Here is a 24,783-nt window from a genome sequence, read left to right as displayed (position 1 = left end):
CGCACCGGCAGGGGCCAGCCGGGCGGGTGGTTCCGGCCTGCGGATGCGAGGGGGTCCGTGCGAGCCGGACCGAGGGGCCCTACGGTCGATCTCGGGCGGTTCCCTCCGTACCGCGACGTGTCCAGGCAAGAGGTCGAACCTTCATGAGTCTCAGCATCCGCAACCAGATCGCAGGCACCGTCACCGCCGTCACCGTCGGCGAGGCCATGGCGACGGTCAAGGTCCGTCTGGACGGGGGGCAGGAGATCACCGCGGCCATCACCGCCGACGCCGTCAAGGACCTCGGCATCACCGCGGGCTCCGGCGTCAAGGCGCTCGTCAAGGCCACCGAGGTGGCCCTGGCCACCGGCCCGGTCGAGAACATCTCCATCCGCAACCAGCTCACCGGCACGGTCTCCGACGTGGCCGCCGGCCCGGCCATGGCCGCCGTGAAGGTGAACGTGAACGGCGGCCACCTCACCGCGGCCGTTACCGCCGACGCAGTCGAGGCGCTCGGTCTGTCCGCCGGCTCGCAGGTCGTCGCGCTGATCAAGTCGACCGAGATCTCCCTCGCCACCGTCTGATCCCCGGTCGGAGGCCGGGCCGGCCGGCCCGGTCAGAGGTCCGGCGCCGCCAGCGCGAGCCGAACCACACGTGCGTGACGGCGCTGACGTAGCGCGCCCCGCACCGGTCCGAGGGGACCACCAGCTGCGCGCCCGCCTCGTCGAGCTCCTCCCCGTCGAGGCGGGTGGCCAGCAGTACCGGGCTGTCGCCGAAGTCCTCGTCGAGCTCGGCCCAGGCGAGGACGGTGTGGTGCCCGTCCCCGCCGCTGACGGCGAGCAGGAAGCGCGAGCGGTCCTTGCGCCGCCGGGCGTCGAAGGCAGGACCGGCCCCCGCGACCACGTCGCGCAGCAGCGCGCCCTCGAACACATGGTTCTGCGGGCCGTCGGCGGCGCAGTCGAACACCACCTCCATGCGGTGCTGGGTCCATTCCCGCAGGTCCGCGACGCTCAGGGTCGCCGGGTGGTCCAGGTCTCCGTGCAGCATGAGTTTGGCCATACGGGTCCGATGCCCAGACTTCGTCATCTTGGGAACGACGTTCTGGCCGCAGCCGACGGTCACGGTCGCGCCGCTGGTGGCGGCGGTGGGGCCGCTGACCTCGCTGAAGCGGACCTCGACGGTGGTGCCGCCGATGTTGGAATCGGGGTTGGTCTCACCGTCGGCCGCGGTGGGCCGTGGTGTGGGTGGGATGCCGGAACGGCGCGCGGACGCGGCGACGTCGGCGAGAGCGCACGAGGGCAAAGGAAAAGGCAAGGAGGTAGAACCGCTCCTTGCCACTCTCAACTTATAGCGCACCGGGGGGCTTGCGGCAAGGCCCCGGCCGTGAGGCAGACTTCGCGGACCGAGGTCCGACCTGCAGAAACGGGAGATCCACCACGTGTGTGTGCTGTTGTCGAGTTATCCGTCGTACGACCTCGGATCGGAGCTGATGCCGTGAACTCCCTCACCACCACCAGTGCGTTCGACCTTCCCGAGCGCCTCGCCGCCAAGGCCGACGCGGCACTGATCGAGCGCGACGAGCAGCACTTCGCGGCCATCTCGGAAAGCCTCGCGCAATCGATCGCCGAACTGTCCGACCGCCTTGAGGCCGCCCGCAAGGCGCCCGGCGGCATCGGGCGCGAGGCGATGGACCGGGATGCGGAGATCCACCGCCTGACCAGCCGTCTGCGCACCTTGCGCCGCTTCGGCCTGGACCTGTGCCTGGGACACGTCGTCGGCGCGGACGGCGCCGAGCCCGTCTACATCGGACGCCTCGGCCTCACCGACAGCACCGGGCGCCGGCTGCTGGTCGACTGGCGTTCCCCCGCGGCCGAGCCGTTCTTCGCGGCGACCCACGCCAACCCGATGGGTCTGGCGAGCCGCCGCAGGTACCGCTGGACCCGCGGCCGGATCAGCGACTACTGGGACGAGGTGTTCACCGCCGACGGACTCGAAGGGCACGCCGCGCTCGACGACCAGTCCGCCTTCATCGCCAGCCTGGGCTCCAACCGGTCGGCCCGGATGCGCGACGTGCTCGCCACCATCCAGGCCGACCAGGACGCCGTCATCCGGGCGGGATCCCGCGGCGCCCTCGTCGTCGACGGCGGTCCCGGCACCGGCAAGACCGTCGTCGCCCTGCACCGGGCCGCGCACCTCGTCTACTCCGACCCCCGCCTCGGCCACCGTCGGGGCGGCGTGCTGTTCGTCGGTCCGCACGAGCCCTACCTGGCCTACGTCGCCGACGTCCTGCCCAGCCTCGGCGAGGAAGGCGTGCAGACGTGCACCCTGCGCGACCTCGTCGCCGAGGGGGCCGGAGCGTCGGTCGAGACCGACCCGGGCGTGGCCCGGCTCAAGGCGTCCGCCGGCCTGGTGAAGGCGGTCGAAGCGGCCGTCCGCATCTACGAGGAGCCGCCGACCGAGGGAATGGAGGTCGAGACCCCCTGGTCCGACCTCTGGCTGAGCGCCGACGACTGGGCGGTGGCCTTCGACGCGGTGGAATCCGGTACCCCGCACAACGAGGCGCACGACCAGATCAGGGAGGAGCTCGCCACGATCCTGATGGACAAGGACGACAGCGATGCCCCGCCCCACCTGCTGAGGAGGGCGCTGCTGCAGGACCGGCAGCTGCTCAAGGCCCTCCACCGGGCGTGGCCGATGATCGAGGCGACCGACCTCGTCGCGGACCTGTGGTCGGTGCCCGCCTACCTGCGCAAATGCGCTCCCTGGCTCGGCCCCGACGAGGTGCGCGCGCTGCAGCGCGCGGACGCGCAGGCCTGGACGGTGTCCGACCTGCCGCTCCTGGACGCGGCCCGGCAGCGGCTCGGCGACGCGGAGGCCTCCGTACGCAAGCGCCGGCACGACGCGGCCGTCGCCGCCGAACGCGCGCGCCGGTCCGACGCCATCGACAGCCTGCTGCAGAACGTCGTGCTCGACGAGAGCGAAGGCGCGGTGGGAATGCTGCACGGAGCGGACCTGCAGGACACCCTGGTCGACGAGGACGCACTGGCCCGCACCGAACCGGACCTGCTCGCAGGCCCGTTCGCGCACGTCGTCGTCGACGAGGCCCAGGAACTGACCGACGCCGAGTGGCAGATGCTGCTGCTGCGCTGCCCGTCCCGCAGCTTCACCATCGTCGGCGACCGCGCCCAGGCCCGGCAGGGGTTCACGGAGTCGTGGCGGGAACGGCTCGAGCGGGTCGGGCTCGACCGGATCGAGGTGGCCTCCCTGAGCGTCAACTACCGCACGCCGGAAGAGGTCATGGCGCACGCCGAGCCGGCCATCCGCGCCGTGCTCCCGGACGCCAACGTGCCGACCTCGATCCGCAGCAGCGGCATCCCCGTCGCCCACGGAACCGTCGCGGAGCTGGACTCGGTCCTCGACACCTGGCTCGCCGCGCACGCCGAAGGGGTCGCCTGCGTCATCGCCACGGGCGACGCCGGTGACGGCGGCAGCGGCGACGCGTTCCGGACCTCGTCGCGCGTCCGGAAGCTGGCGCCGGAACTGACGAAGGGGCTCGAATTCGATCTGGTCGTCCTGATCGACCCGGAGACGTTCGGCGAAGGCATCGAAGGAGCCGTCAGCCGCTATGTCGCGATGACCCGGGCGACCCGGCAGCTCGTCATCCTCACGAGCCCGTAGCCCGTAGCCCGTAGCCCGTAGCCTCCGGGCCGGGGCCTCGCCGGCGCCCTGGCCCGGGGGCCTCCTGGCCGGGGCCCCCGGCAGGGTCAGCGGCCCGGTGCCATGTCGTAGGTGACCCACATGGTGCGGGTGGCCACCTGGTCGTACTTCGACCGCGCGCGGTGGTTGTCGTCCGCGGTGATCCAGCGGACCACGCTCCAGCCGCGCTCGGCCGCGAGCTCGCGCAGGGCGCCGAGCAGCCGGTCGGCGGCGCCCGATCCGCGGTGTTCGGGCGCCACGAACAGGTCGTCGAGGAAGCAGCCGACCGTCGCGGAGAGCGGCCGGGCGAACGGGCGGTAGTGGGCCAGGCCGACGAGGCGGCCGGAGGCGTCCTCGGCGACCAGGGCGCCGACCTCGTGGCCGGGGTCGTTCACCCAGGACCACACGGTGGCGGCCGCTTCCTCGGTCTGCTCCACCCGGTAGAAATCGGCGTAGCCGCGGTAGAGGGCGCGCCACTGGGCGAAGTCCTCGGCCCGTACGGCACGCACGCTGATGTCGGACATGTGGCGGGCTCCCGTGATCGAAGGAATGCGGTGGGGGAGGAGCGCACGCGTTCCTCCTTCGGTGCAGGGAATCGATCATGCGGGAGCCGGACGGCGGCGGCAGGTGCCGGGGTGGAGCAACGCGGACCTCCGGAGCGCCACCGTGGAGGGGTGGCCCGGAGGGTCCGGGCTGGTAGCGGAGCCGGCGTCGTCGGGTCAGCCGTGGGGCTGGACGATGTTCACCATCCAGGTGACGCCGAAGCGGTCCGTGCACATGCCGAAGACGTCGCCCCACATCTGCTTCTCCAGCGGGACCGTGACCGTGCCGTCGCCGGAGAGCTTGGCCCAGTAGCCGCGCAGTTCGTCGGCCTCGTCCCCGCTCACGCTCACCGTGATGTTGTTTCCGGGCTTGATCTCCGACCCCGGCGGGTTGTCGGCGCCCATGAGCGTGAAGCCGTTGTCGGTCTCGAGCATGCTGTGCATGATCATGTCGTCGGAGCCCCCGGCCTCCTTCCCGCTGCCGAAGTCGCCGTACGTGTTCACCGTCAGGGTGCCGCCGAAGACCCCCTTGTAGAACTCCATGGCCTGCCGGGCGTTGCCGTTGAAGCTGATGTACGGGTTGAGGCGAGAAGGCACGGGATTTCCCCTTCGCGATGATGCGGCAATTTTGTGCCAGATTAGGTGAAGCCCCGCCGGTGATGCGGCCCGACTCCCCGGCCCCCGCGGCTGCTCTGCCGCGAGGGGATTGCGTCGTGTATGCAAATGGATCCCATTGTCATATCGGTGGGGTCCTCCTGCCTGCCGCCGCGCAATCACGGTGGCGTCCGCATAATGGGTGGAGGTACCGACGGGCGGAAGGGGTCGTCTCGTGCCATCGGCTCGGCCGGGGGGCGAGGAGGCTCACGGCCCGTTCTGGTCCGAGCCGGGGACGCTGCTGGAGCACGTGCGCGTGGCTGTCTTCGGCATCGACGACCGCGGCCTCGTCTGCTACTGGGGCCCCGGCGCGGGGGAGCTCTTCGGGTACGAATCCGCCGCCATCCTGTCGAAGCCCGCCGCCCTCCTCTTCGCCGACGAGGCCGGGGGCGAATCCGCCTCCGGTGCCGGGCTGGCGGAGAAGGGCCGGACCCTGGGGTACTGGAGGGGCCAGCTGGCGGCGCGGCACCGTGACGGCACGGCCTTCGACTGCGGCTTCCGGGTCTTCCCCGTCACCGGGGCCGGCAGCCGGCCCGTGGTGATGGGCCTGGCGAGCCGCAGCGACGAGCTCGACCGGGTCAAGACCAACCTCGCCTTCCTCGACGCCCTCTTCGAGACCTGCCCGATCGGTCTGGTCATGCTCGACCCCGACCTCCGGTACATCCACCTCAACCAGGTGCTCGCCGACATGGACGGGCTGCCCATCGAGGCGCACCTGGGGCGCCGCATGGACGAGATCATGATCATGTCCGACGGCGGCGAGTACGAGAGCATGCTCCGCGCCGTCGCCCAGGGCGGAGAACCGGTCGTGGGGGCGCTGGTGGGCATGCGCCCGCAGGGACATCCGGACCGTGACCAGGTGCGGTCGGTGAGCTTCTTCCCGCTGAGCGAGGCGGTCGGCTCGCGCCCCGGAGTGGGCGGGCTGATGGTGGACGTGACGGACCGGGAGCAGGCCATTCTCGAAGCCACCGCCAGCCGCAGGCGGCTGGCCCTGCTGGACGGGGCCTCCACGCGCATCGGGACCACCCTCGACGTGAACGTCACGGCCCAGGAGCTGGTCGACGCGTCGATGCCGGACTTCTGCGACGGCGCCGTGGTCGAGGTCGTGGAGTGGATGGACGAGTCGGAGGACTTCGACCCGGAGCGGCCGCTGTTCACCCGCAGGATCGCCTCCGGGACGATCCTGCCCGGGCCGGCGATCGAGCTCGTCAGCGGGGTGGACAAGGTCCGGTACCCACCCGGCTCCGTCATGCACGACATGCTGCGCACCGGTCACGCCGTCTCCGCCGTGGTGAACGAGGAGTTCCTGGCCCGGACCGTCACCATCGAGTCGCGCGCCCGCCTCTTCGCCGAGAGCGGGGTGGCCGGCGTCCTCGTCGCCCCGCTCATCGCCCGGGGCACCGTGCAGGGCATCGCCATGTTCGGCCGGTCCGCGAGCCGGCCGCCCTTCACCCAGGACGACGTCAACCTCGCCGGCGAGCTCGCCTCGCGCGCCGCGATCTGCCTCGACAACGCCCGTCTCTACTCCCGTGTCCAGGACATCGCCCTCACCCTGCAGCGGGCGCTGCTGCCCACCGCCCTGGCGAGCAGCCCGTACGTGGACGTCGCCCACCGGTACGTGCCCGGCAGCCGGATCACCGAGGTCGGCGGCGACTGGTACGACGTGATCAACCTGCCCGACGGCCGGATCGCGCTCGTGGTGGGCGACGTGATGGGGCACGGGGTGTCGGCGGCCGCCGCCATGGGCCGTCTCCGCATCACCGCCCAGGCCCTGTCGCGGCACGACAGCGAGCCCGACGACCTGCTCACCGAACTCGACGAGTGCGCCCAGGAGACGGGCATCGAGCTCGCGACGTGCCTCTACATCGTCTACGACCCGCAGAGCGGACGCGCCCGCATCGCCAGCGCCGGACACCCCCCGCCCGTGGTGCTCCACCCGGACGGGACGGTGGAGACCGTCGACGAGGTCCTGGGAGTCCCGCTCGGCGTCGGCGGCTGCCCCTTCCGGGCGACGGAGGTCGAACTGCCCGAGAACGCGACCCTCGTGCTCTACACCGACGGCCTCATCGAAGCGCGCGGCCGGGACATCGAGACCGGCCTGGACGCGCTGCGTGCCGAACTGGGCCGGGGGCAGGGCACGTTGGAGGAACTCGCGGATCACATCCTCGCGCGCCTCCTGTCCGCCCCGCCGACCGATGACACCGTCCTCGTCCTCGCCCGGGTCCACCGCACACCGTGAACGCGGACTACGATCATGTGACGGCAGGAGCGGCCCCCGCCGAGGCGGGAGCCGCCGTCACCCACGGCCGAGGAGACTGCTCTTGTCCGACGCGATCACGCGCTGGTTAGCCGCGAACGCGCTGCCCCTCAGCACTCTTTCCGCCGGCGAACCGTACGAGGACCTCCAGCCGTTGCACGAGGTCCTGAAGGGCGTCCGCGTCGTCGGCCTCGGCGAATCCACGCACGGCGGCATCGACCCGCAGCGCTGCGCGGACTCGCCCGCCAGCCGGCCGGATTCCCGGCGGAGCACCGCGAGGGCCTCGCCGCCCGCACGAGTCCCGAGACGGCCGATGACGCGATCCGGCACGCGGGCATCCTCGTGCTGCGCCGCTCTGATCACCCGGCCCCTGCGGGAGGGCCCCGGCGAGGAGAGCCCGTACGCCGTCCGGGACCGCCACATGGCCGAGGCCGTCCACGCGCTGGTGGACGGCACGGCCGGCCGGGTCGCCGTATGGGCGTACAACGGGCACATCGCGAAGGGCACGTACGGCCCGGACGTACCCGCACTCGGGAGCCTGCTGCGGCGCCGCCACGGCGAGGCGTACTACGCGCTGGGCCTGCTCTTCGGGAAGGGACAGTTCCGGGCCCGCCGGGGCGGCGACACCACCGGCCCGGCGGGCGGTCCGGCACCGGATCGGCGGCGCAGGCCGCTCGGTCGAATCCCGGCTCGGCCCCGGCCTCCAGCGCAGCTTCGGCGCCGGCGTCCCCCGGTTCACCTACCGCTTCCACCTCGCACCCCTCGTACCCGCCGAGGATTACGACGGGCTCGCCTTCGTGGCGGAGTCGACGTGCTCCCGCCCCCTGCCGTGATCTCACCCGTGACCGACGGACGATCACGCAACCACCCGTTCCCGTACCACTGCTCCTGGAGGTTCCCCGTATGACCGGCCCGGCCCTTCACCCGTTGTTCTCCTACGGCACGCTGCAGTTCCGCGAGGTCCAGCTCGCGCGGTTCGGCAGGCTGCTCGAAGGAACGCCCGACGCACTGCCCGGACACCGGATGACCTACATCGAGATCACCGACCCCGAGGTGATCGCGGCCAGCGGAACCGACCGTCACCCCCTGGTGGTCGCCTCGTCCGACGAGGGCGAGGCCGTCGAGGGCACCGTCTTCTCGATCACCGACGAGGAGCTGGCATCGGCGGACGACTACGAGGTCGACGACTACGCCAGGACCCGGGTCGTCCTGCGCTCGGGCACGAAGGCGTGGGCCTACCTGGAGGCACCGGCCGCGTCCTCCTGAGCCCCGCCCGTTGCCGCAACGGGCCGGCCGTGACAACGGGTGGGTGCGTGGCTGCATGCCGGCAGCGGGAGGAGGCCGCTCGCCCGGACAGTGTCAGTGGTGTGCGTCACAGTTGAGGGAAGTGGCAGCACGTACCCCGCGTCCGAGGTGATCTCCATGAGGTACGCGATTCGGGCCGAAGGCCTGGCGAAGCGGTTCAAGCAGACCCGTGCACTGGCCGGTGTGGACCTTCAGGTGCCGGCCGGCACCGTCCTCGGCCTGCTCGGTCCCAACGGAGCGGGCAAGACGACCGCCGTCCGCATCTTCGCCACCCTCCTGCGGCCGGACGGCGGGCGGGCGGAGGTCGGCGGGTACGACGTCGTACGGCAGGCGGGCCTGGTCCGTTCGATGATCGGGCTGACGGGCCAGTACGCCGCCGTGGACGAGAACCTGACCGGCACGGAGAACCTGCTGATGATCGGGCGGCTGCTCGGCCTCCCGCGCGGCCCGGCCCGGGCCCGCTCGGCCGAGCTGCTCGCCCGCTTCCAGCTGGGCGACGCGGCGGGACGGGCCGCCAAGACGTACTCCGGCGGCATGCGACGACGCCTCGACCTCGCGGCCAGCCTGGTGGGGCGGCCGCAGATCCTCTTCCTGGACGAGCCGACCACCGGACTCGACCCGCACAGCCGCGGTGAAGTCTGGGACATGCTGCGCACCCTCGTCGCGGAGGGGGTGACGGTCCTGCTGACCACGCAGTACCTGGACGAGGCGGACCGGCTGGCCGACAGGATCGTCGTGATCGACAAGGGCCGGGTGATCGCCGACGGCACCCCCGACGGGCTGAAGTCGCAGGTCGGCGGGCAGGTGCTGCAGCTACGGCCGGCCCGTGCCGCCGATCTCGGCACCGCGCACACCCTGCTCTCCGAGGAAGCGGGTCCACTGGCCAAGATCGAGGGCGACGAGATCACCGTGCCGGTCAAGGACCCGGAGCTCATGCCGAGCGTGGTGCGCCGGCTGGACCAGGCGGGCATCGCGGTGGCCGAGCTGACCCTGCGGCGCTCGTCCCTCGACGAGGTGTTCATGGTCCTGACCGGCCACCGGGCCGAGCCGGAGGCCGAGGAGGGCGAGGGCGACGACGAGCAGTACGCGACCGCGGGGAGCCTGTCATGACCACCGCCTCCGCCTCCCCGGCCGGCACCCTCGGCGGCAGCGGCCGGGTACGTCCCCTGGCGGCCCTGCGGCAGACCGCGACCCTGGCATGGCGCAGCCTGGTCTCCGTCAAGCACAACCCGCTCGAACTCGTCGACTACAGCATTTCGCCGATCATGTTCGTGTTCCTGTTCACCTACGTCTTCGGCGGACAGATGGCCGGATCCCCGCAGGAATACCTCCAGTACGCACTCGCCGGAATCATCGTCCAGAACACGCTCTTCATGAGCATGTACACCGCCATGGCCTTGAACACCGACCTCACCAAGGGCGTCTTCGACCGCCTCCGCAGTCTGCCCATCGCCCGCGGGGCGCCGCTGTTCGGGCGGATCACGGCCGACCTGGCCAAACAGCTCTGGGCGATGCTCCTGATGATCGGCCTCGGCACCCTGCTGGGCTTCGAGGTCACCGGCGGCGCCGCCGGCCTGTTCGCCGGGCTCCTGCTGCTCCTGACCTTCGCCGCCGCCGTCTCGTGGACGGCGGTGCTGATCGGGATGCTCGCCGGCGACGCGGAGAAGGTGCAGGTCTTCGCCTTCACGCTGATCTTTCCGATCACCTTCACGAGCAGCGCGTTCGTGCAGGTCGACACGATGCCCGGCTGGCTCCAGGCCTGGGTGAACGTCAACCCCGTCACCTACCTGTCGGACGCCTTCCGCGGCCTGCTGCTCGGCACCCCGGCAGGCCGGTCGATCATGTGGTCCCTGATCTGGGCGGCGGGCATCACGGTGGTCTTCATGCCCCTGGCCATGCGCGCGTACCGGTCCAGGGCCTGAGCCGGGGTCAGCTCCGGGCCGGGGCCAGCACCACGAAGTCCGCGTTCGACGGGTCGAGACAGACGGCGAGCCGGCCGACGCCCTCGGAATCCTCCGGCCCCATCTGCAGGCTGCCACCGTTCCCGGTGACCTTGGCGACCGCGTCGTCGCAGTCGGTGACGGCGAAGACCGGGTGCCAGTACGGCCGCCCGTTCGTCAGGGCGAGGTGCTCTGCGGGCAGCTCCATGAGGCCGCCGTGCATGCGCTCCTCGGGAAGTCCGGCGGGGGTGATGAGGGAGTACGCGCCCCCGCCGCCCGGCAGCGGCATGTCGCTGAACGTCCAGCCGAAGAGGCCACCGTAGAAGTCCTTGGCGGCCGAGGCGTCACGCGTGTAGAGCTCCGTCCAGGACAGCGAGCCCGGCTCGTCCACCAGCTGGACCCCGGAATCCTTGCCCGGCTGCCACACGGCGAACTGGCCCCCCAGCGGGTCGTCGTACTGAGCCATCCGCCCCCACTCGTCGAGGTCCCTCGGCGGCACCCGCACCGTCCCGCCGGCGCGCTCGACGGCCTGGGTCGTGGCGTCCGCGTCGGCGACGCTGAAGTAGATCATCCAGGCCGAGCGCGCCCCCTCCTCGGTGAGCTTGCCGAGCCCCGCGACGATCTTGCCGTCCTTCCGGAACATCCCGCCTTCCATCTCCTCGCTCTCGCCCATGGACTCGTAGTCCCACCCGAGCGCGGCGCCGTAGAAGGCCGCGGCGGCAGGGACGTCGGGGGCGCCGAGGTCGATCCAGCAGGGGGAGCCGGGGACGAAGTCGGTGGTGATCATGATCGATCCCTTTCGCTACTGGAGCTCGGACAGGTCGACGGAGTCGGCGGGGGCGGGGGGCTTGGGCCGGACGGGCTCGTCGAAGGCGGAGAACGAGGCCTCCACCCGCTCGCCGGACTCGTCGGTGCCCTGAATCCGCAGGAGGTACGGCTCGTCCTCGGTGGAGACCTGGTAGGTGCCCGTCCGGTCGTCCTGCCGGCTGTTGACGGTGATGGCCGGCCGGCCGTCCACGGTGGTGCGCGAGCCCTTTTCGAGCTGTTCGTTCACCGGCTTCCTGGTGAACTCCTTCTTGTAGAAGTCGAGATCGCAGAATTCGGCGAAATCGCTCAGGAGCGGGCTGCTCGTGGTGCCGTGCAGATAACGGCCGTTGATGAGCGCGATCGCGTCATCGGCCGTGCCACCCGGCACTTGGGCCCGCAGAAGTTCGTCGTCGAGCTTCATCCACACGTCGTCGCCGCGTTTGACGACGTCGGCCGTGCCGGAACCGCCGGGAGCGGTGACCGTGCCGACGCAGTTGCCCCGCCCGTCGAACCGGAGGTCCAGAGCGGTGGTGCCCGACCCGTCGGTCACCTTGGCCGCCATGCGCATGGACGTGAGCTCGGACATGGCCTTGCGGGCGGCCGCCGCGATGGCCGGGGCGCTCTTGTCGGCGACGCCGTTGTCATCGGCCCTGGCGGCGCCCGTGCCCGGGCCCGCGAACATGAAGAGACAGACGGTTCCCACGGCCGCACGTCGGGCCGCGGCTGCCCGGGGTGCAGACATCGGGCATCACCTCCCTCTGGCAGCGTAGGTCCGGGCGGCGGCGGGCGCAGTCCGGGCGCGGTGCGGGGCGGTCCGGGCAGTCGCCGGCCCCTCGTGCCGCCCGCGCGATTGCTGCAGAGTGGGCGTGCGCACACCACTCGACCCAGGGAGTTCCGCTGTGGCCACGACCGCCGAAACACCGGGGACGACGCCCGCCGGCCCGTCCGCGGTCCGGACCGAAAGCGATGGCCCGGTGCGTACGGTGATCCTCAGCCGCCCCGGGGTCCGCAACGCGGTCGACGGCCCGACGGCGGCCCTGCTCGCCGATGCCTTCCGTGCGTTCGAGGAGGACGAGGAGGCGTCCGTCGCCGTGCTGTGGGGCGAGGGCGGTACGTTCTGCGCGGGCGCGGACCTCAAGGCCGTCGGCACCGACCGCGGCAACCAGGTGCTGGCCGGGGGCGACGGGCCGATGGGCCCCACGCGGCTGAGCCTGACCAAACCGGTGATCGCCGCGGTCAGCGGTCACGCGGTGGCGGGCGGTCTCGAACTGGCCCTGTGGTGCGACCTGAGGGTGGCCGAGGAGGACGCGACCTTCGGCGTGTTCTGCCGCCGCTGGGGCGTGCCGCTGATCGACGGCGGTACGGTGCGGCTCCCGCGCCTGATCGGGGAGAGCCGCGCGATGGACCTGATCCTCACCGGCCGCCCCGTGACCGCCGCCGAGGCGTACGGGATCGGCCTCGTCAACCGCCTCGTGCCGCCCGGGGAAGCCCGCCGGGCGGCGGAGCGGCTCGCCCACGAGATCGCCGGGTTCCCGCAGTTGTGCCTGCGGCACGACCGGCTCTCCGTACGGGAACAGCACGGTCTGGACGAGCGGGAAGCGCTGGCGGCCGAATACCGGCACGGCCTCGTGCCGCTCACCGCGGGGGAGACCCAGGCCGGCGCCGACCGGTTCGCGGGCGGCGCCGGCCGCCACGGCTCCTTCACCGGCTGAGAGGCACGGCCCCGACCGCGTCCGGGGGCATCATGGCCATGTGAACGGGTTCCCGACCACCGGTGGCGGAGCCGGTGTCCCAGGATTCCTCGAGGTGGCCCCCACACCCCGGACCGCGGTCGTGTGGCTTCCCCCGGCCGTACTGTGGCCCCCCATCCAGAGCATCCGGGCCGAGCACGACCCCCAGATCCGCCGCTGGCCCCCGCACGTCAACCTGATCTTCGGCTTCGTCCCGGAGACCGACTTCGCCGCGGCGGCCCCGCTGCTGGCCGCCGCCGCCACCGGGATCCGGCCCTTCGCCGTCCGTCTCGGCGGAGTGCACACCTTCCGGCACCGCGCCTACGCCACCGTGTGGCTGGATCCCGCCGCGGCCGGCCCCGCCCCCTGGACCGAGCTCCAGCGGGCGCTGGCGGAACCCTTCCCCCTGTGCCGCGGCAGGTTCCCGTCCTTCACCCCCCACCTGTCGCTGGGCCGCACCCACGATCCGCGGCACCTGGCCGCGAAGTGCGCAGCCCGCCTGGGCACCATGCCGGCGGAGGTCGGCGAGATCGTTCTGCTCGCCCGCGGGGGCGAGGAGCCGATGCGGCCGCGGGCCACGATCAGCCTGGGCACGGGCGAACTCCACTGGCACGGCGGCCAGTGCTGCCCGCCGTGACCCTCGCCCGCGATGAGGAGTCACTCACCGCCTCCGCGAGGACGGCGCGGGCCCGCTCCCGGACGTGGTCGTCGACGGCGGCGAGGACCACGCCGTGCCGCCGCCGGCGGCGCCGCTGTGGCGTGAGGAGGTGAAGCTCACCGGCGCCCGTCCCGAATTCTTCTTCGCCGGACCCGACTGGGACGACGAACGCCCGCCCTGCCCGCCGGCGTCCAGGCTACGATCCGGCACGGCGCCGGTCACGTCACGACGTCCTCATCCTGCTCAGGCCCTCGTCCGCCGCGTGACCCTCGCACCGCGGGGGGTCGCGGTCCTCGGCAGCGGCGGCAGCTGAGCGAACCACCGCGTCACCGCTCCACCGCTCCACCCGCACGTGCCATCCCCCAGGCCCCCTCGGAGGACACTGTGAGAAGAGCCCTCATACCAGCGTTACTCGCCGCGGCGCTCGCGCTCGGCGCGCTCGGCGCCTCCCCGACCACCGCGTCCCCGACGACAGCGTCCCCGACGACAGCGACGAGTGCGGCTCCCACGACTTCGGCCGCGTTGGCCGACTCCTGGACCGCGCCCCTCAGCACCCGCGGCCGCTACGTCGTCGACGCGGGCGGCAACCGCTTCAAGCTCAAGTCCGCGAACTGGCACGGGGCCCAGGGATCGTGGAGCGGATCCGGTGACATCAACGACCCGGCCAGCCATCACGACGGCGAGAAGGCCGACCAGATGCCGCTCGGCCTGGACCGCGCGCCGATCCCGCGGATCCTCGCCGGATTCCACGAACTCGGCATCAACAGCATCCGGCTGCCGTTCTCGAACGAGATGCTGCACGACCAGCGCCCGGTCCCCGACGCCTCGGTCGCCGCCAACCCGAGTCTGCGCGGCAAGACCCCGCTCCAGGTCTTCGACGCCGTCATCGCGGCCACCACGGCCGAGGGCTTCGCGGTGATCCTCAACAACCACACCATCACCTCACGCTTCTGCTGCGGTCTGGACGGCAACGAGCGCTGGAACACCAGCCAGTCCACCGCGCAGTGGGAGGGCGACTGGATCGCCCTCGTCCGGCGCTACAAGGACAACAAGCGCGTCGTCGGCGCCGACCTCTACAACGAGGTCCGCCGCACCGTCACCGACGACGCCAACTGGAACTGGGGCAACGACCACGACTGGTGGGCCGCTTCCCAGCGCCTCGGGGACCGGCTCCTCACCGAGGCCAACCCCGACCTCCTGGTGATCGTCGAAGGCATCAACTGGCAGGGCATCCCGGCCGACGGGCTGCCCCACGGGCGTCCCACGCTCGAACCGGTACGCACCCTCTCGCACACCCTCGTCGCCTCGAACAAGCTGGTGTACGCGGCGCACTTCTACGGCTACACCGGACCGAACCACACCGGTGCGACCGGCATGGGCGAGACCCACGACCCGCGCTACCAGGAACTCTCCCGCGAGGAACTCTTCGCGACCCTGCAGCGCCAGGCGTTCTACGTCACCTCCGAATCGGGCAGCCACTTCACCGCTCCCCTGTGGATCAGCGAGTTCGGCATCGGCAGCGACGAGACCGACCCGCAGGCACGTGCCTGGTTCGGCCATCTGGTGGACCACCTGATCGCCAACGACACCGACTTCGCCTACTGGCCCCTGGTCGGCTGGACCGGACACGGCACCTGGTCCATCCTCAACTTCGATGCGACGGGCCGCCGTTCCGGCCTCCTGGACGGTGGCGACTGGCGCGCCACTGACTGGAACCGGCTGGTCACCTCGCCGCAGAAGAGCGGCCAGGTCGCCGTCTCCGACACCTGGGACATGCTCAACCTGGACCACGCCGACGCGGTCCAGTCGGTACGCGTACGGGCGCTCGGGGACTGGGACGCGGGAGCCCGCAAGGGGACCTGCCCCGACGGGCAGCGCCTCGTCGGCCTCGCCCACCGTGACGGGCGCGGGCTGTGCACCGATGCCGGGGCCCCCGGCCTGGCGGCCACCGGCCCGGCGCCGACGGCGGTGAGCGACGAACGCCACGTACAGCAGGGCGACTGGGCGGGCGGCTACACCAAGTACCAGTGCGGGCCGAACCAGTTCGTGACCGGCTACAGCGTGCGCGGCCAGGCGGTCTCCGCGGTCCTGTGCGCCCGGGCGGCCCGGACCCTCGGGACCAACGGCCGTACCGTCTGGTTCGACCGGGGTGACAGCCGTCCGGGCGGAGGCCCGGGCGGAGAGTTCGCCCACGGCAACTACAAGGGGCAGTGCGGCACGGACGAGTACGCAGCGGGCATCGCCTTCACCGGTGCATGGGCCAAGGGCAGGACGCCGGACGCCCTGCTGTGCCGCAAGCTGTGACGCCCGGCGCCTGACGGCGCCGCGGGCCGGGGAGCCGCGGGCTCCTGCGCCGGACGTGCGCATCCGCCGGGTATGCGGAGCCGCGTCCGGTGTTGCTCCGGGTGCCCGGTCCGGCCGCGCCCTACGGTGGGTTCCGTGACGGACCACGCGGCGGGTGCACCGGACACGGAGACGGCCGCGGCCCAGCTCAAGGAGCGGCTCTACGCGACGATCACCATGATCTCCGTGGTCATCGGGCTCGCCGGCAGCAGCCATGTGACCGCTCCCGGAGCCGCGGCGACGATCGCGACCGCCTCGGTCGGCCTGTGGCTGGCCGCGCTGGTCGCCGATCAGCAGGCCCATCGCGTGACGCACGGCGCCCTCGCCCGGGGACGGGAACTGCGCGCGATGCTCTTCGTCAGCAGCCCGCTGCTGCTGTCCGCGGTGGGCCCGCTCGTGCTGCTCGGCGTCTCGGCACTGGGAGCGATGGGCCTGGAGACGGCGCTGCTCACGGCGGCCGGGGTCAACGTCGCCACCCTGTTCGCGTGGGGGTGCTACGGAGGGATCCGGATGGGCGGCGGGACGGCCTTCGCGCTGCTCGCCGGCGTGATCGACGCGGCGATCGGGACGGCGGTCGCACTGGTCAAGGTCGCCGCCGGCCACTGACACTCAGCCCGAGACGGCCTCGGCCCAGCCGCGGTTGACGGTCTCCCTCGCCTTCTCCGTCTGCCCCTCCGTCGGAAACGTCGGCGTGCCCTCGACCGTCGGCAGCTTCTCCGCGGCGGTCCTGTCGAGGGTGCCGTCCTCCGCCATGGCGTCCATGAGGACGGGGCGCGCGAAGGCGCCGAGCCGGAGGTTCTGGCCTTCCGGGCTGAAGACGTACTCCTGCCACAGGCGTGCCGCCGCGGGGTGCGGGGCGTCCTTGTTCACCCCGTTCGCGTAGTACTCGGCGAAGCTGCCGTCGAAGGGGATGGCGGTCCGCCAGTCGACGTCCGCGCCCTTCTCCCGGAACTCGTCGGCGTATCCGAGATTGAGGAAGTCCCAGTCGATGCTGATCGGGGTCTGGCCCTTCGCGATCGTGTCGGGTGAGGATTCGACCGGGTTGAAGTTGCCGTTCTTGCTGAGCTCGGCGAAGAAGTCGATGCCGGGCTGGATGTTGCCGAAGGAACCCCCGTTCGCCAGCGCCGCCGCGTACACGCCGGCGAAGGCGGAGCCGGACTTGGTGGGGTCGCCGTTGAGGGAGACCTGGCCCTTGTACTCGGGCCTGCGCAGATCGGCGAAGGTCGAGGGGCAGGTCTTCACGCGCTTGGCGTCGCAGCCGATCGAGATGTAGCCGCCGTAGTTGTTGTACCAGCGGGCGTCGGGGTCCTTCTGCTCCTCGGGGATCTGGTCGAAGGCGGCGACCTGGTACGGAGCCAGCAGGCCCTGCCGGGCCGCGGACTGTGCGAACGAGCCCCCCACGTCGATCACGTCGGGGGCGCGCCCTCCGGTCCTGTGCTCCTTCAGGGCGTTGATCTCGTCCTGGCTGGTGCCTTCCGGATTCTCCACCGTGACCTTGATCCCGTACTTCCTCTCGAAGCCGTCGATCAGGGCGCCGTAATTGGCCCAGTCGCGGGGGAGCGCGATCGTGTTGAGCGCGCCCTCCTTCTTCGCCGCCGCGGTCAGTGCCGCCATGCCGCCGGCGTCCGCGGCGGAAGTGGCCACCGCGGGTGCCCTGGGCGCGGCGACGGGCTTGTCCCCGCAGGCGCCGAGGGGCGCGGCCGCGAGGGCCAGGAAGGCGGCGACGAAGGCTGTCCGGAGACGGGGTGCGGGCACAAAGGCTCCATAACGGGCGGTCGGTACCGATCGAGGCCAGCGTACGTTCGGGGGCCACCGCGGCGCAGTCCCGGACGGTGGTGTCCGCCGTCTTCCTTGCGGCCCCCACCGGCGCGATCTCAGAACCCCTCGTCGTCCCACCCGGCCAGGAGCGCCTCCCCGAGATCCATCGCGGCCGGTGCGGCGCCGTCGTGGAGCGTCTGCTCGCTCCAGATGATCTTGCCCCGGGCGGTGTAGCGGGTGCCCCAGCGCTCGGCGAACTGCGCGACGAGGAACAGGCCGCGGCCGCCCTCGTCGGTGTCCGCGGCCCGGCGCAGGTGCGGCGAGGTGCTGGACCCGTCGGAGACCTCGCATACCAGGCAGCGGTCGTACAGCAGCCTCACCCGGATGGGCTCGGTGCCGTAGCGGACGGCGTTGGTCATCAGCTCGCTGAGGATGAGTTCCGTGGTGAACGCGATGTCCTCCAGGCCCCAGTCCGCCAGTCGGCGGGCGCACGCGTTGCGCACCGGGGACACCGCCGCAGGTTCGGGGGACACCTCCCACTCGGCGATCCGCGCCGGGTCCAGCAGCCGGGTGCGGGCCACCAGCAGCGCGACGTCGTCGCTGGGTCTGGTGGACAGCATCGCGTCGATCACCGCGGTGCAGGTTTCCTCCGGGGTGCGGGCGGGCCCGGACAGGGCGGCGCGCAGCGCGGCCAGGCCGGCGTCCGGATCGCGGTCGCGGCTCTCGATCAGTCCGTCGGTGAAGAGCGCCAGCCGGGAGCCCTCGGGCAGGGTGAGCGACATGGTCTCGATGGGCAGACCCGCGCCCAGGCCCAGCGGCGGGGAGACCGGCACCTCGGGGAAGGACACGGTCCCGTCGGGGCCGACCAGAGCGGGGCCCGGATGCCCGGCGGTGGCGGCGGTCACCTGCCCGGAGACGGGATCGTAGATGGCGCACAGGCAGGTGGCTCCGGTGATGCCCTGCCACTCCTGCTGGTCGGTGTCGATGTGGGCGACCAGCTCGTCCAGGTGGCTCAGGAGTTCGTCGGGCGGCAGGTCGAGGGTGGAGAAGTTGTATACGGCGGTGCGCAGGCGCCCCATGGTGGCGGCGGCGTGGAGACCGTGGCCGACGACGTCGCCCACCACCAGGGCCACCCGGGTGCCGGGCAGCGGGATGACGTCGAACCAGTCACCGCCCACCCCGGCCTGCGCGGCCAGATAGCGGTGTGCGACCTCGACGGCGGACTGCTCCGGTACGCCCCGGGGCAGCAGGCTGCGCTGCAGGGTGACGGCCATGGTGTGCTCGCGGGTGAAGCGGCGGGCATTGTCGACGGACACGGCCGCACGGGCGGTCAGCTCCTCGGCGAAGGACACGTCCTCCTCGTCGAAGGTGGGGGAGTCCTGCCCCCGCCAGTAGCCGGCCATGCCCAGCACCACGCCCCGGGCCCGCAGGGGCACGACGATCAGGGAGTGGATGCCGCGGTCCAGGATCTGCAGGGCGTTGGCCTGGTGCTGGGCCCGCCAGCGGTGGGTGGCGCGCAGGTCGGCCTCCAGGACCGCGTGGCCGCCGGCCAGCCCGACGGCCATGGGACCGGTGGGGGCGAACCGGATCAGCTCGCCGACGGGGGTGAGCGGGTGGTCGCCCTGCAGGCCGACGACGGCGGTGCGGCGCATTTCGGTTTTCGCCTCGGGAGGCTCCTCGCCGCGCAGCACCGGGTCCAGCAGGTCGACCGTGACCACGTCGGCGAAGCGCGGGACCGCCACCTCCGCCAGCTCCTGCGCGGTGCGTTCCACGTTCAGCGTCGTTCCGACCTGCACCCCCGCGTCGTAGAGCAGCTTCAGCCGCTCCCGGGCCACCTCGGCCCTGCCGGAGAGCGCCCGCAGCTCGGTGGTGTCCCGCAGGGTGACGACGGTCCCGGCCTGACCGTAGGGGGCGGTGGGCCGGATGTTCACCGCCACCAGCCGGTCGCCCGCCATGTGCAGCTCGTCGGTCGCGGAACGGCCCGATGCGATCAGCTCGGCGATCGCCTCCTCCAGTCCCAGGTCGGCGACGGGAAGCCCTTCCGCGTCCCCCGGCAGATCCAGCAGCCGCCGCGCCTCGTCATTGGCGAGCAGCAGCCGTCCGCCGTCGCCGACGATCAGTACGCCCTCGCGCACCGCGTGCAGCACCGCGTCGTGGTGCTCGTACATCCGCGTCATCTCGGCCGGTCCCAGACCATGGGTGCGGCGCAGCAGTCTGCGGCTCACGAGCGCGGTACCGCCCGCGGACAGGGCGAGCACCGCGGCCGCACTGCCGAGGACGACCGGCAGCTGCCGGTTCACCATGGTCTGGACGTTCTGGACCGTGACCGGGGAGGCGACGACGGCGATGACGCGGTCGTCGGGGTCCTTGACGGGGACGACCGAGACCACGGACTGGCCCAGGGACCCCTCGAACGTCTCGGTGAAGGACTTGCCGGCCGCCGCCTTGGAGAAGGGGCCGACGACGTGCTTCCCGATCTGCCGCGGGTCGCTGTGGGTGAGGGTGACCCCGTCGAGGCTGTACACGTTGATGCCGTCGACTCCGGCGACCTTCCGGGCCGCCTCGGCGCTCGGCTGCAGCACCGCGCTCGGATCGGGACTGCGCAGGGCCTCGACGATCCCCGGGGATTCCGCGTACGTTCCGGCGGCGGCGAGCGTACGGTGCCGGGCGTCCAGCATGGCGGCGCTCCGGGCCTGCACGACGAGCGCCGCCACCGCCGCGGCGACGAGGAGCACCACGACGGCCAGCTGCAGGAGGAACACCTCGCCGGCCACACTGCGCACGCTCAGCAGGGAGGACAGACGCTGGGGCCGCCGCGCCCTTCCCTTGCGGGGCTGGACGCGCTCCAGATGGAGGTCGGTCATACTCCATCTTCTAACCTCTAGGGTCCGTCGGCAGCGGGGAGCGGCCGTCGGTCCGCTGCGCCGCCCCTGTCGCCTTCCGCGTGGCGGTCCTCGGGGAGGCACCCGAGAATGAGATGGCCGGACGAGATCCAGAGGTGACGAGCGAGCTCGTTGCCACAGCCGAATTCCGGGGGCGAGCGCGGGACGGTCTGGTGCCCGCAATCTTGTGGAAACGCAGGTGATCACGCATGTGCCGATGGCTCGCTTATTCGGGAACGCCCATGCTGCTCGACACCATCCTGTACAAACCGGCTCACTCCCTGATCGACCAGAGCCTCCACTCGAAGCTCGGCGTGGAGACGACGAACGGCGACGGGTTCGGTGTCGGCTGGTACACGGGAGACATCGACTCTCCGGCGCTCCTCAGAGACGTCGGTCCCGCCTGGAACAACCGCAACCTGCGGGAGATGGCGGACCACGTCCGCTCCCCGCTGTTCTTCGCGCACATCCGGGCGTCGACCGGGACGGCGGTGCAGCAGTCGAACTGTCACCCCTTCCGGCACGGCCGCTGGATGTTCATGCACAACGGCGCGATCAGCGGTTTCCACCTGATGCGCCGGGACCTCACCCTGCTCGTCGATCCCGCCCTGTACGCCGACATCGGGGGAACGACGGACTCCGAGGTGATGTTCTACCTGGCCCTCACCTTCGGCCTGGAAGAGGACCCGCCGACCGCCATCGCCAGGATGGCGGGAGTGGTGGAGCGCGTCGGGCACGAGCACGGGGTGGAGTTCCCGCTCCAGATGACGCTCGCCATGACCGACGGGGAACGCGTCTGGGCCTTCCGCTACTCCAGCGGGCACGCCTCCCGCTCGCTGTTCTACAGCAGCAAGGTGGACTCGCTGCGCAAGTTGCACCCGGACATGGCGTTCCTCCAGGAGGTCTCCGACGAGACCCGCCTCATCGTGTCCGAACCCCTCGGTGATCTGCCCGGAGCCTGGAACGAGGTACCGGAGAGCAGCTACGGCGTCGTCCAGCCGGGCGCGGACGAGCTGTTCCCCTTCGTCCCGGTACCCGCATGACGCGACGTGCCCGCAAGACGCGACCGCTCATCCGCTCGCACGGGGTGTATCCCCGGGCCCGCCACGACCGACAGGAGACCGGGCCATGCAGAACCCGCTGCTCGATCTGGCAGAGGACTACGACTATCCCCTGCTGAACTTCTTCTGGACCATGATGCTGATCTTCCTCTGGGTGCTCTGGTTCATGCTGCTCTTCCGCGTCATCGCCGACATCTTCCGTGACGACGATCTGAGCGGCTGGGGCAAGGCGGGATGGACCATCTTCGTCATCCTGCTGCCGTTCCTGGGCGTCTTCGTCTACCTGATCGCCCGAGGACGCGGGATGGGCGAGCGCGAGCTCAAGCGGGCCCAGCAGCACGAACAGGCCTTCCGCTCCTACGTGCGCGAGAGTGCCGGGCCCACCGACCAGGCCGAGGCACTGTCGAAGCTCGCCGACCTCAAGAACCGCGGCGACATCACGGCAGCCGAGTACGAACAGGCCAAGGCCAAGGTCCTCAGTTCCTGAGGACGGACCCCGCTCCGCCTGTCCGGGCAGCCCCTACCCCCTTGTGGAGGGCCGATGCGCCCCTACCCGCCGATCGCCGAGCACGGTCTGATCGGGGACCTGCAGACGTGTGCCCTCGTCTCGTCCGAGGGTGTGCTCAACTGGTTCTGCTCACCCCGCTTCGACTCGCCCAGCATCTTCGCCGGCCTGCTCGACGACAGCCGAGGCGGCTACTTCGCCATCACCGCCGACGTGTCCCCCGTCTCCGACGACGAACCGCCGGGCAGCGCCGAGGTCGTCACCCAGCAGCTCTACATGGCCGACACCGCCGTCCTCATGACCCGTTTCCTCACCCCCGAGGGCGTCGGCGAGGTCATCGACTTCATGCCCGTGCGCGATCCGCACACCGTCACCGACCGGCACCACGTGGTGCGGGTCATGCGTGGTGTGCGCGGGACCGCGCGCTTCAGCCTGGAGTGCCGTCCGCGCTTCGACTACGGCAGGGCACCTCACGACCTGACGTTCGACGGCGCCACCGCCCGCTTCGACGGACCCGGCATCACGGCACACCTGCAAGCACTGGGCCCGGTCGCGCTGGAGGCCGACGAGACGGACGTGTGGGCGAGCGTGGCCCTGGCCGAGGGCGAACGCGCGGCCGTCCTGCTGACCGTCTGCGACGCCGGCGGCGCGGCCCCGCCGGAGGTGAACGTGCGCGACATGGTGGAGGAGTTCAACGCCGTGCGCGACTTCTGGCACGACTGGATCGGACACTGCACCTACCGCGGCCGCTGGCAGCAGATGGTCAACCGCTCCGCGATCACCATCAAGCTGATGACGTACGCACCGACCGGCGCGCCGATCGCCGCCGCCACCATGGGCCTGCCCGAGCAGGAGGGCGGGGAGCGCAACTGGGACTACCGCTACACCTGGGTCCGCGACGCCTCCCTCTCGGTCCGCGCCATGCGCGACCTCGGATTCACCGACGAGGCCAACGCCTTCCGCAGCTGGCTGCTGCGGCGGCTGAGGGACGGCGGCGCTCCCAACGGCGAACCCCTGCAGATCATGTACCGCGTCGACGGCGACCCGTACCTGACCGAGGAGGTCCTCGACCACCTGGAGGGCTGGCGGGGCTCCGTACCGGTACGTTCGGGCAACGGCGCCGCGGACCAACTGCAGATGGACATCTACGGCGAGGCCATCTACGCCTTCGCCCAGGCGGGCCAGGTCAGCAACGCCATCGGCTACGACGACTGGCAGCGCTGCGCCGCCCTGCTGGACTGGATCTGCGAGAACTGGGACCGCCCGGACGAGGGCATCTGGGAAACCCGGGGCGGTCAGAAGGACTTCACCTACAGCCGCCTCATGTGCTGGGTCGCCCTCGACCGCGGCATCCGCCAGGCGATGGCCATGGCCCGCCCTGCCGACCTGACCCGATGGACGGCGGCACGGGACGCGATCCTCGAGCAGGTCATGACCCTCGGCTGGAGCGAAAAGCGTCAGGCATTCGTCCAGGAGTACGACAACACCGTCCTGGACGCCTCCCTGCTGCTCATGCCCCTCGTCGGCTTCATCGCCCCCAAGGATCCGCGCTGGCTGTCCACCCTCGACGCCATGGACAGCGAACTCGTCTCCGACAGCCTCGTCTACCGCTACGACCCGGCGGCCTCCCCCGACGGCCTGCAGGGATCCGAAGGCACCTTCTCCCTGTGTTCCTTCCTGCACGTCTACGCCCTCGCCAGGGCCGGCCGTCTCCATCAGGCCCGCTACTCCTTCGACAAGATGCTCACCTACGCCAACCACGTCGGGCTCTTCGCCGAAGAGGTCGGCCTCACCGGAGAGCAGCTGGGCAACTTCCCCCAGGCCTTCACCCACCTCGCCCTCATCACCGCGGCCCTCGCCCTCGACACCGAACTCGACCGGACCGCGGGCGCGGCCTGAGGCCTGCTCTCCGAGGGGGTGAGCCGCGATGGTGCTCGACCTGCTCCTCATCGGCCTGGCGGTCACGCTGTTCCCGCTACCGATCATGGCCTTCGTCCTGGTGGTGTCCGCACCCCAAGGGGTGCGCAAGGGCCTGGCGTTCATCATCGCCTGGCTGGCGTGCCTCGTGGCCGTGATCGCGATCGTCCTCCTCTTCACCGGCGGGCAGCCGCCCCCGCCCCGCTCTCCCCCCTCGATCGCGGCGCTCGTGGCCACACTGGTGATCGGTATCGGCCTCGTCGTGTACAGCGAGCACCGGCGGCGCCGCAGCCGCCGTACCACCGCGACCGCGGATCCGTCCGCACAGGAGGGGACCGCGGCCTCCGCGGACTCCGGGTCGTCCATGTCGTCCCGGATGGACGATGCCACCGGATGGTCCGCGGCGGCCCTCGCCGTGCTCCTTCAGCCCTGGGGGATGGTCGCCGCCGCGGCCGCCACCGTCGTCCAGGCCGACCTCTCGCACGGAGCGTCCTTCCTGGCCCTCATGGCCTTCTGCCTCCTGGGCACCTCCACCCTGCTGGCCATGGAGCTGTACATGGTGTTCTCGCCGGAGAAGGCCCAACGCGCCCTGCTGGGCCTGCGCGCATGGCTGGAACGGCACAAGGACCAGGCGATCGTCGTCCTGTGCCTCCTCCTGGGGCTGTGGCTCGTCGGCAGGAGCCTCTACCAGCTCACCGGCTGATTCCCCGGCACCGTGCGTCGTGGCCGTCGCCATGGTGTGAAGGTGC

At 71.6% G+C, this 24,783-nt stretch carries 23 protein-coding genes; 16 read left to right on the top strand and 7 right to left on the bottom strand.

All coding sequences use genetic code 11. The annotated features are described in order from the left end of the window. The first annotated feature begins 143 nt into the window (after positions 1–143). On the top strand, positions 144–563 hold the full coding sequence (locus RIU97_RS05855; protein ID WP_404953822.1) for a molybdopterin-binding protein: 420 nt from the start codon (positions 144–146) through the stop codon (positions 561–563). Here RIU97_RS05855 and RIU97_RS05850 read toward each other — a convergent pair. Next, complete coding sequence (locus RIU97_RS05850) at positions 529–1,065, bottom strand: molybdopterin-dependent oxidoreductase (RefSeq protein WP_404962769.1); 537 nt, start codon at positions 1,063–1,065, stop codon at positions 529–531. The two genes, RIU97_RS05855 and RIU97_RS05850, sit on opposite strands and share 35 nt — an antisense overlap. Positions 1,066–1,473: 408 nt before the next feature. Here RIU97_RS05850 and helR point away from each other — a divergent pair, with 408 nt between their 5' ends. After that, positions 1,474–3,657 (top strand): RNA polymerase recycling motor ATPase HelR, encoded by a 2,184-nt coding sequence (helR, locus tag RIU97_RS05845; protein WP_404953820.1) that lies wholly within the window; start codon positions 1,474–1,476, stop codon positions 3,655–3,657. An 86-nt stretch (positions 3,658–3,743) separates the two neighbouring features. Here the strand turns inward: helR and RIU97_RS05840 are convergent, their stop codons facing one another. Both RIU97_RS05840 and RIU97_RS05835 read right to left on the bottom strand, forming a co-directional pair. Next, on the bottom strand, positions 3,744–4,199 hold the full coding sequence (locus RIU97_RS05840) for a GNAT family N-acetyltransferase (protein WP_404953818.1): 456 nt from the start codon (positions 4,197–4,199) through the stop codon (positions 3,744–3,746). A 195-nt stretch (positions 4,200–4,394) separates the two neighbouring features. Then, the gene (locus tag RIU97_RS05835) at positions 4,395–4,814 is read right to left on the bottom strand and encodes a VOC family protein (RefSeq protein ID WP_404953816.1); all 420 of its coding nucleotides are present in this window, start codon (positions 4,812–4,814) and stop codon (positions 4,395–4,397) included. 232 nt (positions 4,815–5,046) lie between these two features. Here RIU97_RS05835 and RIU97_RS05830 point away from each other — a divergent pair, with 232 nt between their 5' ends. The 5 genes from RIU97_RS05830 (at position 5,047) to RIU97_RS05810 (ending at position 10,355) form a co-directional block, all read left to right on the top strand. Continuing rightward, positions 5,047–7,110, top strand: a complete 2,064-nt coding sequence (locus RIU97_RS05830; RefSeq protein WP_404953814.1) for a SpoIIE family protein phosphatase — start codon at positions 5,047–5,049, stop codon at positions 7,108–7,110. Positions 7,111–7,441: 331 nt separating this feature from the next. Then, positions 7,442–8,035 (top strand): erythromycin esterase family protein, encoded by a 594-nt coding sequence (locus RIU97_RS05825; RefSeq protein ID WP_404962768.1) that lies wholly within the window; start codon positions 7,442–7,444, stop codon positions 8,033–8,035. Continuing rightward, positions 8,032–8,394, top strand: a complete 363-nt coding sequence (locus RIU97_RS05820) for a gamma-glutamylcyclotransferase family protein (RefSeq protein WP_404953812.1) — start codon at positions 8,032–8,034, stop codon at positions 8,392–8,394. Before RIU97_RS05825 ends, RIU97_RS05820 begins: the two co-directional genes overlap by 4 nt. A 156-nt stretch (positions 8,395–8,550) precedes the next feature. Further along, on the top strand, positions 8,551–9,543 hold the full coding sequence (locus tag RIU97_RS05815) for an ATP-binding cassette domain-containing protein (protein WP_404953810.1): 993 nt from the start codon (positions 8,551–8,553) through the stop codon (positions 9,541–9,543). Beyond that, positions 9,540–10,355, top strand: coding sequence for an ABC transporter permease (locus RIU97_RS05810; protein ID WP_404953808.1), 816 nt, complete (start codon positions 9,540–9,542; stop codon positions 10,353–10,355). Before RIU97_RS05815 ends, RIU97_RS05810 begins: the two co-directional genes overlap by 4 nt. A 7-nt stretch (positions 10,356–10,362) precedes the next feature. On the opposite strand, the gene RIU97_RS05805 is transcribed toward RIU97_RS05810, so the two are convergent. Both RIU97_RS05805 and RIU97_RS05800 read right to left on the bottom strand, forming a co-directional pair. Then, the gene (locus RIU97_RS05805) at positions 10,363–11,160 is read right to left on the bottom strand and encodes a VOC family protein (protein WP_404953806.1); all 798 of its coding nucleotides are present in this window, start codon (positions 11,158–11,160) and stop codon (positions 10,363–10,365) included. Between the two features lie 15 nt (positions 11,161–11,175). Beyond that, on the bottom strand, positions 11,176–11,922 hold the full coding sequence (locus RIU97_RS05800) for a hypothetical protein (RefSeq protein WP_404953804.1): 747 nt from the start codon (positions 11,920–11,922) through the stop codon (positions 11,176–11,178). Positions 11,923–12,079: 157 nt separating this feature from the next. Here RIU97_RS05800 and RIU97_RS05795 point away from each other — a divergent pair, with 157 nt between their 5' ends. The 5 genes from RIU97_RS05795 to RIU97_RS05775 all read left to right on the top strand — a co-directional run bounded on the left by RIU97_RS05795 (position 12,080) and on the right by RIU97_RS05775 (position 16,517). Further along, positions 12,080–12,892, top strand: coding sequence for a crotonase/enoyl-CoA hydratase family protein (locus tag RIU97_RS05795; RefSeq protein WP_404953802.1), 813 nt, complete (start codon positions 12,080–12,082; stop codon positions 12,890–12,892). 94 nt (positions 12,893–12,986) lie between these two features. Next, positions 12,987–13,547, top strand: a complete 561-nt coding sequence (locus RIU97_RS05790) for a 2'-5' RNA ligase family protein (RefSeq protein ID WP_404953800.1) — start codon at positions 12,987–12,989, stop codon at positions 13,545–13,547. Between the two features lie 64 nt (positions 13,548–13,611). Continuing rightward, positions 13,612–13,881 carry a hypothetical protein gene (locus RIU97_RS05785; RefSeq protein WP_404953798.1) on the top strand — a complete coding sequence of 90 codons (270 nt, stop codon included), beginning with the start codon at positions 13,612–13,614 and terminating at the stop codon, positions 13,879–13,881. Between the two features lie 71 nt (positions 13,882–13,952). Then, on the top strand, positions 13,953–15,872 hold the full coding sequence (locus tag RIU97_RS05780) for a glycoside hydrolase family 5 protein (protein WP_404953796.1): 1,920 nt from the start codon (positions 13,953–13,955) through the stop codon (positions 15,870–15,872). A 135-nt stretch (positions 15,873–16,007) separates the two neighbouring features. Then, entirely contained in the window at positions 16,008–16,517 is a 510-nt protein-coding gene (locus tag RIU97_RS05775) for a hypothetical protein (protein ID WP_404953794.1), read from the top strand. Between the two features lie 3 nt (positions 16,518–16,520). Here the strand turns inward: RIU97_RS05775 and RIU97_RS05770 are convergent, their stop codons facing one another. Together RIU97_RS05770 and RIU97_RS05765 are read right to left on the bottom strand one after the other, a co-directional pair. Next, entirely contained in the window at positions 16,521–17,666 is a 1,146-nt protein-coding gene (locus RIU97_RS05770) for an ABC transporter substrate-binding protein (protein ID WP_404953792.1), read from the bottom strand. A gap of 119 nt (positions 17,667–17,785) precedes the next feature. Continuing rightward, a complete protein-coding gene (locus RIU97_RS05765) occupies positions 17,786–20,533 on the bottom strand; it encodes a SpoIIE family protein phosphatase (protein WP_404953790.1) in 2,748 nt (915 codons plus the stop codon). Positions 20,534–20,760: 227 nt separating this feature from the next. Between RIU97_RS05765 and RIU97_RS05760 the strand changes: the two genes are divergently transcribed. The 4 genes from RIU97_RS05760 (at position 20,761) to RIU97_RS05745 (ending at position 24,737) form a co-directional block, all read left to right on the top strand. Then, positions 20,761–21,594: a class II glutamine amidotransferase gene (locus RIU97_RS05760; protein WP_404953788.1), complete on the top strand. Its 834-nt coding sequence runs from the start codon at positions 20,761–20,763 to the stop codon at positions 21,592–21,594. Positions 21,595–21,679: 85 nt separating this feature from the next. Further along, positions 21,680–22,099 carry an SHOCT domain-containing protein gene (locus tag RIU97_RS05755; RefSeq protein WP_404953786.1) on the top strand — a complete coding sequence of 140 codons (420 nt, stop codon included), beginning with the start codon at positions 21,680–21,682 and terminating at the stop codon, positions 22,097–22,099. 54 nt (positions 22,100–22,153) lie between these two features. Beyond that, the gene (locus RIU97_RS05750) at positions 22,154–24,016 is read left to right on the top strand and encodes a glycoside hydrolase family 15 protein (RefSeq protein WP_404953784.1); all 1,863 of its coding nucleotides are present in this window, start codon (positions 22,154–22,156) and stop codon (positions 24,014–24,016) included. Between the two features lie 28 nt (positions 24,017–24,044). Continuing rightward, a complete protein-coding gene (locus RIU97_RS05745) occupies positions 24,045–24,737 on the top strand; it encodes a GAP family protein (RefSeq protein ID WP_404953782.1) in 693 nt (230 codons plus the stop codon). Positions 24,738–24,783 lie beyond the last annotated feature (46 nt).

The organism is Streptomyces sp. 147326, from assembly GCF_045000215.1.
Classification (GTDB): Bacteria; Actinomycetota; Actinomycetes; order Streptomycetales; family Streptomycetaceae; genus Streptomyces.
Note: the sequence above shows the minus strand (reverse complement) of the source record. Positions and strands in the feature narration are given on the sequence as shown.

Coding starts and splice junctions, on each gene's coding strand:
- RIU97_RS05855 (WP_404953822.1), top strand. CDS start 144: ATGAGTCTCAGCATCCGCAACCAGATCGCAGGCACCGTCACCGCCGTC.
- RIU97_RS05850 (WP_404962769.1), bottom strand. CDS start 1,065: ATGACGAAGTCTGGGCATCGGACCCGTATGGCCAAACTCATGCTGCAC.
- RIU97_RS05840 (WP_404953818.1), bottom strand. CDS start 4,199: ATGTCCGACATCAGCGTGCGTGCCGTACGGGCCGAGGACTTCGCCCAG.
- RIU97_RS05825 (WP_404962768.1), top strand. CDS start 7,442: ATGACGCGATCCGGCACGCGGGCATCCTCGTGCTGCGCCGCTCTGATC.
- RIU97_RS05820 (WP_404953812.1), top strand. CDS start 8,032: ATGACCGGCCCGGCCCTTCACCCGTTGTTCTCCTACGGCACGCTGCAG.
- RIU97_RS05815 (WP_404953810.1), top strand. CDS start 8,551: ATGAGGTACGCGATTCGGGCCGAAGGCCTGGCGAAGCGGTTCAAGCAG.
- RIU97_RS05810 (WP_404953808.1), top strand. CDS start 9,540: ATGACCACCGCCTCCGCCTCCCCGGCCGGCACCCTCGGCGGCAGCGGC.
- RIU97_RS05805 (WP_404953806.1), bottom strand. CDS start 11,160: ATGATCACCACCGACTTCGTCCCCGGCTCCCCCTGCTGGATCGACCTC.
- RIU97_RS05800 (WP_404953804.1), bottom strand. CDS start 11,922: ATGTCTGCACCCCGGGCAGCCGCGGCCCGACGTGCGGCCGTGGGAACC.
- RIU97_RS05765 (WP_404953790.1), bottom strand. CDS start 20,533: ATGACCGACCTCCATCTGGAGCGCGTCCAGCCCCGCAAGGGAAGGGCG.
- RIU97_RS05760 (WP_404953788.1), top strand. CDS start 20,761: ATGTGCCGATGGCTCGCTTATTCGGGAACGCCCATGCTGCTCGACACC.
- RIU97_RS05755 (WP_404953786.1), top strand. CDS start 21,680: ATGCAGAACCCGCTGCTCGATCTGGCAGAGGACTACGACTATCCCCTG.
- RIU97_RS05750 (WP_404953784.1), top strand. CDS start 22,154: ATGCGCCCCTACCCGCCGATCGCCGAGCACGGTCTGATCGGGGACCTG.
- RIU97_RS05745 (WP_404953782.1), top strand. CDS start 24,045: ATGGTGCTCGACCTGCTCCTCATCGGCCTGGCGGTCACGCTGTTCCCG.